This is a genomic window from Pseudovibrio sp. W64, assembly GCF_001623145.1.
In the GTDB taxonomy this organism is placed as follows: domain Bacteria; phylum Pseudomonadota; class Alphaproteobacteria; order Rhizobiales; family Stappiaceae; genus Pseudovibrio.
In genome coordinates, this window is sequence record NZ_LMCI01000047.1 from 239,178 (window position 1) to 251,954 (window position 12,777).

The 12,777-nt window shown below is 49.3% G+C and carries 12 protein-coding genes; 3 read left to right on the plus strand and 9 right to left on the minus strand.

Translation table 11 applies throughout. From position 1 onward, the window contains the following. Positions 1-50 precede the first annotated feature (50 nt). On the minus strand, positions 51-521 hold the full coding sequence (rirA, locus tag PsW64_RS26825; RefSeq protein WP_082596779.1) for an iron-responsive transcriptional regulator RirA: 471 nt from the start codon (positions 519-521) through the stop codon (positions 51-53). 286 nt (positions 522-807) lie between these two features. Here rirA and PsW64_RS26830 point away from each other — a divergent pair, with 286 nt between their 5' ends. Then, on the plus strand, positions 808-1,482 hold the full coding sequence (locus PsW64_RS26830; protein WP_057462842.1) for a GntR family transcriptional regulator: 675 nt from the start codon (positions 808-810) through the stop codon (positions 1,480-1,482). Between the two features lie 77 nt (positions 1,483-1,559). Here the strand turns inward: PsW64_RS26830 and PsW64_RS26835 are convergent, their stop codons facing one another. The 7 genes from PsW64_RS26835 to PsW64_RS26870 all read right to left on the minus strand — a co-directional run bounded on the left by PsW64_RS26835 (position 1,560) and on the right by PsW64_RS26870 (position 8,508). Further along, the gene (locus PsW64_RS26835) at positions 1,560-3,140 is read right to left on the minus strand and encodes a BCCT family transporter (RefSeq protein ID WP_063305592.1); all 1,581 of its coding nucleotides are present in this window, start codon (positions 3,138-3,140) and stop codon (positions 1,560-1,562) included. A 17-nt stretch (positions 3,141-3,157) separates the two neighbouring features. Further along, positions 3,158-4,300: a mandelate racemase/muconate lactonizing enzyme family protein gene (locus tag PsW64_RS26840; RefSeq protein ID WP_057462840.1), complete on the minus strand. Its 1,143-nt coding sequence runs from the start codon at positions 4,298-4,300 to the stop codon at positions 3,158-3,160. Between the two features lie 52 nt (positions 4,301-4,352). Further along, positions 4,353-5,528, minus strand: a complete 1,176-nt coding sequence (locus tag PsW64_RS26845; protein ID WP_063305593.1) for a UxaA family hydrolase — start codon at positions 5,526-5,528, stop codon at positions 4,353-4,355. Further along, the gene (locus tag PsW64_RS26850) at positions 5,528-5,863 is read right to left on the minus strand and encodes an SAF domain-containing protein (protein WP_063286819.1); all 336 of its coding nucleotides are present in this window, start codon (positions 5,861-5,863) and stop codon (positions 5,528-5,530) included. Before PsW64_RS26850 ends, PsW64_RS26845 begins: the two co-directional genes overlap by 1 nt. 303 nt (positions 5,864-6,166) lie before the next feature. Beyond that, on the minus strand, positions 6,167-6,544 hold the full coding sequence (locus PsW64_RS26860; protein ID WP_063305595.1) for a nuclear transport factor 2 family protein: 378 nt from the start codon (positions 6,542-6,544) through the stop codon (positions 6,167-6,169). A 60-nt stretch (positions 6,545-6,604) separates the two neighbouring features. After that, positions 6,605-7,531 (minus strand): DMT family transporter, encoded by a 927-nt coding sequence (locus PsW64_RS26865; protein ID WP_063305596.1) that lies wholly within the window; start codon positions 7,529-7,531, stop codon positions 6,605-6,607. Then, complete coding sequence (locus PsW64_RS26870) at positions 7,531-8,508, minus strand: glutathione S-transferase family protein (RefSeq protein ID WP_208981050.1); 978 nt, start codon at positions 8,506-8,508, stop codon at positions 7,531-7,533. Before PsW64_RS26870 ends, PsW64_RS26865 begins: the two co-directional genes overlap by 1 nt. 109 nt (positions 8,509-8,617) lie before the next feature. On the opposite strand from PsW64_RS26870, the gene PsW64_RS26875 reads away from it, so the two are divergent. After that, entirely contained in the window at positions 8,618-9,562 is a 945-nt protein-coding gene (locus PsW64_RS26875) for a LysR family transcriptional regulator (RefSeq protein WP_063305597.1), read from the plus strand. Here the strand turns inward: PsW64_RS26875 and PsW64_RS26880 are convergent. Beyond that, on the minus strand, positions 9,526-10,164 hold the full coding sequence (locus tag PsW64_RS26880) for a TetR/AcrR family transcriptional regulator (RefSeq protein ID WP_063305598.1): 639 nt from the start codon (positions 10,162-10,164) through the stop codon (positions 9,526-9,528). The genes PsW64_RS26875 and PsW64_RS26880 overlap by 37 nt on opposite strands. A gap of 298 nt (positions 10,165-10,462) precedes the next feature. Here PsW64_RS26880 and PsW64_RS26885 point away from each other — a divergent pair, with 298 nt between their 5' ends. Continuing rightward, positions 10,463-12,748: a TonB-dependent siderophore receptor gene (locus tag PsW64_RS26885; RefSeq protein WP_063305599.1), complete on the plus strand. Its 2,286-nt coding sequence runs from the start codon at positions 10,463-10,465 to the stop codon at positions 12,746-12,748. Positions 12,749-12,777: the final 29 nt, after the last annotated feature.

A 12,777-nucleotide genomic window follows, 5' to 3' on the forward strand; every position in this document is an offset into this window, starting at 1 on the left:
AAAAGGCAGCGAATATTCGCTGCCTGATCATCTCGTCGCTGATGGCGCGCTTACTCAGCAGCAGCCATATTCTTTGGCAGAAGTGGGTCTTCAATCTGCAACAGGTGGCGAATGCTCGCACGGTTGTCAGCAAGATCCGCAATCGTGCACTTGTCGAGCACACCGAGGAACGCTTCCAGCGCTTCATGCAGAACAGAATTGAAGCCGCAGTGATTGACGAGCGGGCAGTCCTGACGGCCACTGTCAAAGCACTCAGCAAGAAGGAATGACTCTTCAGTCGCACGTACCACCTGACCCACGCTGATTTGCTCAGCTGGACGTGGCAATACGATACCACCGTTACGCCCTCGGATGGTTTTCATCAGATCAGCGTCAACGAGCACCTTCATGATCTTGAAAAGGTGAGTTTCCGACATGGAAAACGAAGCCGCGATCTCAGCAACTTTGCTTGGCTTGCCAGGATTTGCCGCACAATACATCAGGGCACGTACAGCATAGTTGGTTTGTTGAGTGAGTCTCATAATATTAGCTATGCGTCTTCCGGTGTCTGTCGTCAATAAAAATATGCATCTCTAACTCAACAATAAACCATTCCCAGTTTAGAGTCATTAAAAACTTTGTCGGTGCTGGAAACAAACCCGACACCGTTCTTTTGCCAGTGCGCGTGCAAAATATATCTAAATCCAGCTGATCCTACAATAATCACAGAGCAAATATCTGGCGTGAGAAACTCGTCATTTATTCAGCAAGCTAATGGTGATACAGCTCAAATATGAGAGTGAACACGACGGACGCAATTGAGTTCCAATGAAGATTTCAAAACAAAGCCTTGAGGAGCAAGCCGCAGATTTTCTGAGGCAGCAGATTTTGGCGGGTCATTATGTCTCAGGCGACAAGCTGACGGAAAGTACGCTTGCAAAAGGTCTGGAGCTGTCACGCACAACTGTGCGCATGGCGTTGAACACACTCTCGAGCGAAGGACTTGTCTCGCAAAAGCCTTATGCTGGGTGGAGCGTGACGACACTGACGGACCACGATATCTGGGAAATCTACCATCTCCGTGTTGCGTTGGAGAGTCAGGCTGCTCAAATGGCAGCTGAAACGATCACGCCTGAAAAGGCTGTTCGGCTGCGTAAAGAGCTGGAGGTCTTCAAGGAGATCTGCCAGCAAGACGGTGTCTCCCTAACAGAAGTCACGTTCTATGACTTTGAGCTTCACAAGCTAATCATTGAACTGAGTGAAAGCGCACGCTTGGCGCACATGTACAAGAGCGTGATCAATCAGCTCTCAATTTATATTCGCATCACGCACTTTGACTTTGATATTGAAGACAGTGCGAACACTCATGTCGGTTTAGTGGAAGCCATTTGCTCTGGCGAGGCGGAAAAGGCCCGCAAGCTCGCTATTGAGAACATCAGTACCTTCACTGAAATGGGCCATAAGCTGAAACATGAACATGTGAAGCTGGCGACTGACGACTGATAGCGCTTGAAGATTTGAGATAGTCATAAAAAAGGGCGGCCCGGAGGTCGCCCTTTTGCTTTGCCTGAGGAGGAAGCTTATTCCGCAAGAACAGCACCAGCTGCTTCGCGGGACTGCCGGAGAATATCTTCGCCACTTGTTAAAGCGAAGTCCTCACGCATCCACTTGATGAATCCGTAAACCATATAGCTGATGATAAACATCAGTGGGATAGAGGTTACGATGGCACATGTTTTGATGGTGTTCAGTGGGGCGTCAATGAACATCATCGCAAGTGGAACTGCAGCCAGCATCACACACCAGAACAGGCGCAGCATTGGAGATGGCTCTTCGTTCTCTTTCAGACCCTTTGTAGAAGCCGCTGCCATGGTGAAGGCTGCAGAGTCCAGAGTGGTTGCCAGGAAGAGAACGGAGACCAGCGCAAACAGAACGATGAAGATCGCGCTGAGTGGCAGGGTGTTCATGACCTGAACAATCGCCTGATTTCCTTCGCCGGAAGCTACAAGACCAGCAACATCAACAAGACCGGTTACGTTTGCTGACTGAGACAGACCGCCAAGGATACCGAAGAAGAAGAAGCAACCAGCACTACCGCTCAGCAGCATGTTCGTGATGACGCCGCGGATACTACGACCCTTGGAGATTTTGGTCACGAAGATGGATACGAACGGAGTGTAGGTGATCCAGTAGAGCCAGTAAAAGATTGTCCAACCTTCTGGGAAACCGCCATTGTCAACCGGATCAGTGTAAAGGCTCATGCGGATGAAATCCTGGATCATGATGCCAAGACCATTCACCGTAGACTTCGCGATGAACATTGTTGGGCCAACCAGGAACACAGCAATACAGAAGCCGATTGCCAGATATGTGTTCATTGAGCTGATACGCGCCATACCCTTCTGAATGCCCACATATGAACTCAGAGAGAAGAATGCGGAGATAATCAGTATCAGTACCAGATTCACATTGAAGGTTGGTTCAATACCGATCAGAGAAGACAGGATCTCAGAAACCATCGGCACAGACACACCAAGTGTGATGGAAAGTGCACCGAAGATGGTGAAGATGAAGATCACGTCAATCACACGGCTGATCAAGCGCCAAAGCGGAGTTATCGGCTTGTCACCGCGGATAGCAGTACACACAGCTGAGAGGCTGAGACCAGGGTTCTTGCGAACGTGGAAGTGGTAAGCAACTGGCAGAGAGACAATGCAGTAAGCTGCCCAGGCGCTGAAGCCCCAGTGGAACAGGTTGTAAGCAGTGCCCAGCTCGTAAGCCGCAGTCGTACCAGTCTGAACTCCTAGAGGAGGGGCGTTGAAGTAATATGCCCACTCAGTAAAGGCCCAGTATACTGTTGCAGAACCCAGACCTGCACAGATCATCATGGAAACCCATGCGAATGTGCTGTACTCAGGGCTGCCTTCACCCAGACGGATATTGCCGTATTTGCTTATCCCAAGCGCAGCCAGAAAGATAACTGATCCAAACACAAGCAGCAGCACAGGCGTGCCGAAGATCGCATTGAATGTACCGAACAGGTAGTTGGCTATCTCGTTGCCCTTTTCAGGGAAGATTGTCAGGCCAGCAACAATGGCGATGACAAACCCCAGACTTATTGAAAGCAGTAAGGTGTCTAATCTTTTCCCAGTGTTAGACATTTGTTATTCCTCCATCTTCAAGCGTAAGCAGGTTGTGCATTCACTTGATATTTTTTGATTAGGTCTTCGTTCAGCTCGATCCCAAGGCCTGGGCGATCAGGAACAACAAGCTGCCCCTCAGCGAAGACCACTGGCTCTTTAGCCAGCCCGTTACCCGCAACAAGCGGACTATTGCTCTGGGAGTATTCCATCAGGTTTCCTTGCTCGCAGGAGGCAAGGAAATGCACAGATGCAGCAAGCAGAATGTCTGTGCTGAACCCATGAGGAATGAGTTGGACACCGCGCATCTGCGCCATGTCATAAATCTTGCGCATCTCGGTGATGCCACCACAACGCGTAATGTCTGGTTGAATGATGTCTGGCTCACAACGCTCCAGCATGTCGTGGAACTCGCGACATGTGGTCAGAGCTTCACCGCCAGCAATCTTCTGAGAAGCCTGAGCTCCAAGTTTCACATAGCCACGTTCATCGTCAGCCATGACGGGCTCTTCAATCCAGTGCAGATTGAAAGGTTCCAGACGCTTACACATATGCAAAGCATGAGAGGCAGTGCGCCATTTGGTGGCAAGATCGATCTGCAGCTGTATGTCTGGACCGATTGCTTCACGCACAACGCGTACAATCTCATAATCAGTGTCTGGATCATCACCCAGAATGCCACCGCCAAATTTCAGGCTGGTGAAGCCCTTTGCGACCAGATCCTGTGCGATCTTGCGGTTGTCTTCTGGGTTATCTGCTGGGATGAAAGTGCCGTAAGCCGGAATTCGGTCACGATACTTCGCTCCTAGCAGAATATGCAGTGGCACACCATAGTGCTTGGCGGAGATGTCCCACAGTGCAATATCGATAGCGCTCATGGCATGAATGCCAGCACCGCGACGACCAACATAGTTGCTGGACCAATACATCTTGTTCCATAAGCGGCTGATCTCAAGTGGATTTTCGCCGATCAGCAGGGACTTCAGACCCGTGCAATACAAGTTGGACTGCGGTGCTTCAATGAGTGCTGCAATCACGGTTGGCGAGCTGTCTGACTCCCCAAGCCCCACCAGACCAGTGTCGGTGTGGATGCGTACGATCAGTGCATCTTCGCCCCACTCGCAATTTTGTGCGAGCAGCGGGACACGAAGATGGATGACCTCAACATCAGTGATCTTCATTTTATTCTCCCTGATGCGCCGGTCCTCAAAGAAGGCCTGCGCGTTGTTTTAATTATTCTGCGGGGATGGAAAGCAAACGCTCGACGCGCTGATCTTTCTGAATGAGTGAGCAGTAAGCGTAGCCAAAGTCTTCGATGGCGGTTTTCTCGCCATTGATCACGCCTTCGAGTGTTTTCAGGATTTGTTCGGAGACATTCTCAAGGCTGTCTTCACCGCGCATGATGCCGGTTGCATCAATGTCGATGTCTTCATTGATCAGTTGACTGTTGCCACTGACGCGGATGACTGGAACAATCGGATTATTGAAACCAGCCCCACCAGTGGTCCAAAGGATCACCTGACAGCCGAGTGCTGCAAAATGCATCGCTGAGCCACCACAAAGCATTGTCGTTTCAGACAAGTACATGCCTGGAGCCTCTGGCTTCTCCAACTTAGTCGCATTGATGCGCAAGATATCCTGAATTGGCTTGGAGCCTGTCTTTGCAAGAGCGCCGAGTGACTTTTCTTCGATGGTTGTCAGGCCGCCAATGCTGTTACCAACACTCATGGTTTCAACCTGAGTGCCCTCAACATGCCAGCGCTTTTCTTCATCACTGATCAGCTGGTCGATCTTCTCAGAGACTTCTAAGGTGACAGCCCGCTCTTTAAGAATATGCTCGCAGCCAAGCAGCTCCAGAAGCTCACCTGCCACGGCAGAAGCCCCCATATCAATCAGCTTGTCAGCAGCAAGACCAACACTTGGGTTAGAAGCAATGCCAGAGCTGGTGTCTGAGCCACCACATTTGATACCCACCAGCAGCTTGCTGATTGGAGCATCAACCATCGGTGTTGCATTGGCGTGCTCAACGATCTTGGCAATCCGTTTCAACCCTTCGCGAATAGTCGAAACTGTTCCGCTTTCTTTAATGCAGGTGAGGGTCTCAACAGGACGCCCGGTTGCACGGATTGGCCCAGCCACAAGGTCAGGCGTAATGCTGCCACAACCCATATTGATCACCAGCGCCCCGGCGATGTTCGGGTTGGTCGCTGCGTTGATCATGGTGCCAATCATCTCTTCGTTGCCACCATACATGCAGGTATTGTAATTGGTGACGACAACAGTACCGGGTGTCTTCTCAGAGATCGCACGTGCGATGCCTTCCGCGCACTCATCGGCAGCGATAACCATGATGAGATTGCGGATGCCGACAGATCCATCTTCTCGCTGATAGCCTCTGAACGTCTGCATCAGTCCACCTCAATTTCCATTTGGGTGATGATTTCGTTGATCATCACCTCTGGAATATCCAGATTTAAGCTTCGAATGTTTTGAACGTGAGCAAGCTGGCCCTGAGGAACAGGTTTGATTGCTTTGCCGACTGCGACGCCGCCTTTAATCAGCTGGTCCTCTGGTTTCATGGGGCGCAGTGCGACTTTGTTGCCGAAGGGAATAGCTTGCAGAAGCTCCAGCTCTCCCAAGCTTTCGTTCTGTTCGGAGATCACCAGAACTGTCTCCCCCTTGCTGGCATTTTCCAGCAGGGTTGCAACATTGTCTGCAGCATTAAGGCGAAGTGCCTTGATCATAATGTACTCCGTCGATTGTCCTACAATCGACTATTACATAAAATACACATCAAGTCTTGAGAAAAATCAATATTGTCTGACAATCGAGGTGGCGGGGGAATTAATTATTAAAATTCAGCGACTTGGCTTTGAAAAATTTCGGGTGCTGGGGGCTGATGAATGTTCTCAGCTAGGAAAAACTAAGTAAAATCCAGCAGAAATATGGGCTTTTTACAAAAAAAACACGGCGCAAAACCAAAAGCTTCACGCCGTGCCACCAAATGAGTCTCCCTGTTCTACCCAGGAAGGGATCAGCTATTTCTCCTAAAGTGGAGAAACGTCGACATAGACCTGATAGTCATAAATCAGAGTGTCATTGAGCTTCAAAACAGCTGAGAAAGGGATCTGGAGTGTGCTTTTGTCATGACGCGTATAATGCACCGTGCCCGTGCAAATGACTGTATCACCAACACTCCAGGCGTCTTTGAGTGTGTGTGACATAGCTGCGATGGATTGGAAAAAGGCTGCATTTGCATCGACAACCTGCTGGTAACCTGAAATCTCATCAAAATTCCCAAGCTGGAACCGAACGTCTTGTGCCAGAAAAGATCCGACAGCCTCAGCGCTCAAAGAGTCGACGGCTTGATAAAGCTTATTGGCAAAGTCGCGTGCATCTACGTGTGCCTTAGTGAGGGATGTCATTTTCTTTCCTATCGTTCTTTTAGGTTGGGAGAGTGGTTGCTGCATCTGAAAGCTTAGAATTCAGGAAGCTCGAAGTTTCGTGAGTCGAATGTGTCCGTTTGTCAGTGCCAGCCCAAAGAACAGAACGGCAATAGCAGCGAAGATGGCCATGCTGATGGGTTCTGAAAACACCAGTGCAGCAACCAAAATACCTGAAACTGTGGCAAAATATCCGACTTGGCTGAAGCCAACACTGTCCGTTCTGTCTTGAATAAAGAACGTGAGAGCATAGCTCGCTGCACTAAGAAATCCGATGCCAAGGATGATCCACCAGATGTCCTGGAATGGCTCGACAAGCGCTGGCAGACTATCGCCAAGAAGAAGCAAAGGCAGCAGCAACAGCACTTGAGAGAACATGGTCCCGGTTGCAGTCCCAACTGAGGAGGCGTCTTTGGGATAGGCTTTGTTGCGGTAGATGTTTGCAATTGCCAGCGACAAAGGCATGCCTGTCCCAATCAAAATCCAGATAGGATCAAACTGACTGACTTGAGCACTACTGAGTGTCACAAAACTAATCCCGGCAAGCCCAACCAAAATCCCGACAAGCCGCTGTGTTGCAATCAGCTTTCCATTGACGATTGATGAGAGCACCGCCGTAATCAAAGGCGATAGAGTTACAAGAACAGTCAAAAGCCAGGCTGGAATATGCTGTAGGACCAGGTATGCAACCAGCGAAGGCACTGTGATCCCAAGGAAGCCATTGATGATGTAATACTTGATATGGCGGCGTTTCAGCGAGAGGCTCTCATGCTTCAGATGAAGCAAGAGGTAGAGGAACAAACCCGCCAATAGTAACTGCGCAAATGTTGCGCTCAGTGCTGTGACCCCAGCTTTTGTCACAAGCTTGGCAAGAGCGTAATTAACGCCAACAATTGCGCCGATCAGGATGATGTAACCTGTTGGATTATTGTGCTTTCCAGTTTCCGTATAAGTTGCTTGACAATCCATTAGGCAGCTCCTTTTTGGAAGACACTGGTCTGGTCGCGACCGTGCGGTTTCAGCAGGTCCGACTGCGGGCCAATTGAAACGATACCTGTGGGATTGAGATGACGGTGGCTGCGGAAATAATGCTCCCGCATACGTTGGAAGTTCACTGTTTCTGCGATACCAGGATACTGATAGAGCTCGCTGAGATATGAGCTGAGATTGGGATAATCTGTAATGCGTCGCAGATCGGTTTTGAAATGTGTCACGTAAACAGCATCAAACCGAATGAGACTAACAAAAAACTTCCAGTCAACTTCGGTGATTTGAGCTCCTGCCAGATAACGCCGAACACTCAGCCGAGCCTCCAAAAGGTCAAGAGCTTCAAAGAGCTTAGAGACAGCAGCATCATAAGAACTTTGAGAAGTTGCAAAGCCAGCGCGATAGACGCCAGAACTCACGTTTTCCTGAATGAAATCAGCAAGCTCATCAATCTCCTCGCGTAATGCTGCTGGATAAAAATTGATGTTTGAGGAAGCCAGACCAGCAAAAGCTGTGTTCTGCATCCGCATAATGTCCGCTGAATTATTGCTGACGATCTTGTTCGTCTTCTTGTCGACCAGGAGAGGGACCGTAAGCGCGCCAGTGTACTGGGGGAAGGCGCGCAAATAGACTTCAAAAATAAATGTGTCTCTTGGAACACCTGCTGCATCATCAAACAAGGTTTGGTCAATCTGCCATCCCTTATCCCCCATGACCGGATGCATCTCGCTGACAGAAATGATCCCCTGCAACCCCATTAATGATCGCATCACCATCACACGATGGCACCACGGACACGCATGTGATGTATAAAGATGGTAGCGATCTTCTTCCGCAGGAAACTCAGCAGCCACATTCGGTTCTATCCAGTTACGAATATCGCTGCTGATAGGGCGATAGGTTCCGTCACTACTTTTGGGTTTTTCATGCAGTTGCCCATTGATAAGCATCATAGCCATTGGACTGTCCTCTTTTTCTGAAGAGAACTTAGTAAGTTTCCTATTTCACGATAATCACCTAATGTGGAAACTTGTTGGTGAGAAAAAGAGAACGAATAAGACAGGGCGAATGGAACATATAAATGCAATACCCGTTTTCGTAACGGTGGTTGAGCAAAGGGGATTTGCCGCTGCTGCGAGGCAACTCGGCGTTTCAAAGTCAGCTGTCAGCAAGCGGGTTTCTTTGCTGGAGGAACATCTTGGTGCGCGTCTTCTCCACCGTTCCACCCGCAACATTAGCCTGACTGAAGCAGGAGAACTTTACTACGCTCGCGCGGTAGATGCATTGGCTGCAGCGCAGGAAGCAGAAAGCGCAGTTGCGCAGCTACAGGGCAAGCCAAAGGGACGGCTAAAGATAAATGTCCCAATGACATTTGGCCGGCTACACATAGCTCCGCTGATCCCTAAGTTCTTAAAGAATAATCCAGAAATCAGCATCGATATGATCATGGATGATCGCTTGGTAGATTTAGTTGATGGCGGATTTGATCTGGCAATCAGAGGAGGGCGCCTTCAGGACTCGTCCTTGATCGCTCGAAAAATAGCACCTTGCCGCAACGTGCTGGCAGCCTCTCCCGGTTATCTAGATGAGTTTGGAATGCCAGAAAACCCGGAAGATTTGCATCACCATAATTGCTTGCATTACGCATACTTTAGTGACCAGCAAGAATGGACGTTAGAGGGTGCGGACGGACCCATCAAAATCGAAGCCTCTGGCAATTTCCAGGTTAACAATGGCGACGCCCTCACAGTTGCTGTATTGGGCGGTTGCGGAATCGGTCGACTGACCACCTTTGCAGCAGGTGATTATCTGAGATCAGGAGAATTACGCCAAGTCTTGCCAGAATACACCTTACCAACCCAAAACATGTACGCCGTCTACCCCGCCCGCCAATACCTCCCCACTAAAACCCGCAGCTTCATCGACTTCATCTCATCAGAAATCGGTGGCGATGAACCTTACTGGGATGACGGGCTCTACCCCTCCAACCTCTCAACATCAAACACCAGATAGAGCAGGTTTTTGCACCAGTGCATTACGGTTTTGCGTTCTTGCTCGTCTGCTGTGAGGGCGACGATGTTGAGGCAGGAGACACTGATGAGGTTTTGGAGATAGGCGAGGCGGTGAGGGTTGTTTGGGAGTTGGCGGCCAAACTTTTCCTGGATACGGATGAAGCGTGCCAGAATTTGGTCCATGTGCGCTTCTTCTAGCTCTGACAGTTCTTTGGAGGAATTCATGGAGCGGCGAAGCTGCCAATGGCCTGCAGTGTTCGCTTGTGCATTGATTGCCATTTGCTCAAACATATCATCGATATAGTCCCGGATTGGCTCACTGCCATCATAGCGTGCATCCAGATCATCAAGTCCGGTTAAAGCATTTTCCAGCCAACGACGAAACAGCTCATAAAGAATGGATTGCTTGTTGGGAAAGAAGTTGTAGAGCGACCCCACACTGACGCCAGCACGGCGGGCAATCTCATTGGTGTTGATCCTATCAACCTGACCTTCGCTCAGCATATCCAGCGTTGTCTGCAGGATAAGCTCGATTTTTTCTCGTGAGCGTTGTTGTTTGGCTTTCTTTCGCAAAGCGAGTGATTGCGCGTTCATGGATGGCATGGGCTGGCTGTCCTTTGTAAAGCTCGCTTTCCTGTGTTCTGCACAACAAGATTTCCGGTGGCAAGCCCTTAAGAAACAAATTAGCAGATATACTCACTGAATAACTTGACTTATAAAGTCATATTATCTATTGGAGTCAAAGTCGAGTGATTGCTCAACTTTTTGGTCATTAGATCGGAAGTTGCTGTTAATTCTAAAAGTATTGAAAAATCAAATGATTGAGCTCCAGCCAAATTAAACGTCAAGCCAGAAGCCAGACATCTTTGGAGCGATTATCAGTGGGATAGGTGTTTAAAACATGGGTATCCACTACAAGTCTGCGCTTCTGTCTGGCTCCTCTATTAGCTTGCTGCTGTTTGCTGGAATTGTGAACGCGCAAGAGGCGGGTCCTCCCAATCAAGATCTGGATGAAGTTGTTGTATACGGCTCTTCCGTTGCCGAAGACGCGTTGGCGCCGACCCTAGGTTATGTCCCAACTGAGACAGCGAGTGCTGGCCGTATTGGTTTGCCGATCGAGGAAACACCGCGTTCTGTTTCGGTGGTTTCCTCTCAGCAGATGGAAGATCAGGGCGCTGAATCTATTGTAGATGCGATTTCCTACAGCGCTGGTGTTGTACCTGCGATCTACGGATTTGATCTTCGCTACGATAACTATGCAATTCGTGGTTTTGAAAGCGCTGTTGGTGGGCTTAACTATCGCGATGGGTTGCCGTTGCGAATTTTTGCCTGGGGTGGCTGGAACATTGAGCCATTTGGTGTCGAGCGCGTTGAAGTGCTGCGTGGCCCGTCCTCCGATTTATTTGGTGCGAACCAGCCAGGTGGCCTGGTCAACACTGTCACAAAGCGCCCGCAAGAAGATTTTTCTGCGATTTTGCAAGCAACCTATGGAAACAACAACCGTAAACAACTTGCTGCAGACGTAACGGGCTCCCTCTCAGAAGGTTCTCCAATCAGCTATCGGTTGGTTGGAGTTGGCCGTTTGTCAGATACCCAAGTGGATCATGTGAATGATGACCGGTTCTATTTTGCTCCATCTATTACTGCGAAGCTTGGCGACAACACAAAACTTACATTGCTGGCTCAATACCAGAAAGATTTTCAGGGTGAGAGCTGGCAGATACTACCGCAACATGGGACTCTGCTGCCAAATAGTCAGGGTAGTTTCGACTACGACACATTTGCCGGTGATCCGGATCGCAAAGGGCTGAACCGTGACCAGCATTATGTTGGTTATGAGTTTGATCACCAGTTCGACAATGGCCTTGAGTTCTATCAGCGTGCACGCTTGGCTTATAATAATATTACCTATGATGGTGCCTACAATGGGGGCGCAATAGACTTTGACACGCTTTTAGCAAGTGGGGTTCCGAAGGCTTCGGGTGTTGATACCGTTGTTCTTGTCAAAAACGAAATCGAAGAAACTGGCTATCAGGGATCCATTGATACCGCACTCAAGTTTGATGCCACATTTGGGGCTGTTGAGACGCAAATTATTGCGGGTCTGGACTACTATAAAGGCTATTCCGAAGCTGATTTAGGAAGCGGGTATGCCGGAGAAAAGAACCTCTTTACGGGCCAAATTACAAATCTCCTACCTAGCCTGCCAGGAATTAACGCGGCTTTGTTGAGCGACTATACAGGGTTCTCAGATCAATCAGTTACGCAAACCGGGTTGTATGCTGCAGCAAATTCCAAGATACTTGATAGGTTCCGGCTTGATTTAAATGTTCGTCATGATTGGCTAGAGCGAGACACCAAAGGGCAAAGACCTGAGCCATTTGCCGTAGTGGCGGATGAGCAAACATTTGACCGTGCGCTTACCGGACGTATTGGTCTCTCATATGTGAGTGATTACGGCATCACACCCTTCGCGAGCTATGGCACATCCTTTGATGCTCCTCCTGCTGGAACGACCAAGGAGGGTCGAGCCTTCAAACCGACTTATGCAAAGCAGTTTGAAGTCGGCATCAAGTATGCTCCTACGAGTTTTGATGGTTTCTTCAGCGTAGCCGGTTTTCAAATTACAAAAGATAATGTTCTGACAAATGACCCGAGCCACGCAGGACCTGCGCCAGCGTCGATCCAGGCCGGAGAGGTCAGGGTGCGTGGCTTGGAGTTTGAAGGTGCAATTGAGCTATACAGTGGTTTGTCTGCGCTCGGCAGCTACACCTATCTGGATACTGAAGTCACAAAAGATACAACTTCGTCTCTTTTAGGAAATCAACTTGAGCGCATTCCAGAGCATGCAGGCTCCCTCTGGCTCAAATATGACTTTGCGGAAAATACCTGGTTAGATGGTTTGAGTGTTGCCGCTGGGGCGCGATATCTGGGAGACCGATATGGTGACAATGAGAACGCGATTAAGCTTGATCCGGTGACACTCCTGGATGCGGCCGTGAGTTATGAATACCAAAACTTCAAACTCTCTTTCACAGGCCGGAATCTTGCAGACAAGTCATATATTAGTCATTGCGGTAAAGCGACACTTGCATCGCTTGTGCCTGCAAGTCTGAATATGGACTCCCACAACTGCACATATGGCAAGGGACGTGAGCTGCGGTTGCAGTTGACCAGTACTTTCTAGAGCTTCTCAATCAGTAAATACGGTGATGC

Excerpts from the sequence above, each read along its gene's own strand:
- PsW64_RS26880 (WP_063305598.1), bottom strand. The coding sequence starts at position 10,164 with ATGCCATCCATGAACGCGCAATCACTCGCTTTGCGAAAGAAAGCCAAA.
- PsW64_RS26860 (WP_063305595.1), bottom strand. The coding sequence starts at position 6,544 with ATGACATCCCTCACTAAGGCACACGTAGATGCACGCGACTTTGCCAAT.
- PsW64_RS26850 (WP_063286819.1), bottom strand. The coding sequence starts at position 5,863 with ATGATCAAGGCACTTCGCCTTAATGCTGCAGACAATGTTGCAACCCTG.
- PsW64_RS26870 (WP_208981050.1), bottom strand. The coding sequence starts at position 8,508 with ATGGCTATGATGCTTATCAATGGGCAACTGCATGAAAAACCCAAAAGT.
- PsW64_RS26845 (WP_063305593.1), bottom strand. The coding sequence starts at position 5,528 with ATGCAGACGTTCAGAGGCTATCAGCGAGAAGATGGATCTGTCGGCATC.
- PsW64_RS26885 (WP_063305599.1), top strand. The coding sequence starts at position 10,463 with ATGGGTATCCACTACAAGTCTGCGCTTCTGTCTGGCTCCTCTATTAGC.
- rirA (WP_082596779.1), bottom strand. The coding sequence starts at position 521 with ATGAGACTCACTCAACAAACCAACTATGCTGTACGTGCCCTGATGTAT.
- PsW64_RS26835 (WP_063305592.1), bottom strand. The coding sequence starts at position 3,140 with ATGTCTAACACTGGGAAAAGATTAGACACCTTACTGCTTTCAATAAGT.
- PsW64_RS26840 (WP_057462840.1), bottom strand. The coding sequence starts at position 4,300 with ATGAAGATCACTGATGTTGAGGTCATCCATCTTCGTGTCCCGCTGCTC.
- PsW64_RS26830 (WP_057462842.1), top strand. The coding sequence starts at position 808 with ATGAAGATTTCAAAACAAAGCCTTGAGGAGCAAGCCGCAGATTTTCTG.
- PsW64_RS26865 (WP_063305596.1), bottom strand. The coding sequence starts at position 7,531 with ATGGATTGTCAAGCAACTTATACGGAAACTGGAAAGCACAATAATCCA.
- PsW64_RS26875 (WP_063305597.1), top strand. The coding sequence starts at position 8,618 with ATGGAACATATAAATGCAATACCCGTTTTCGTAACGGTGGTTGAGCAA.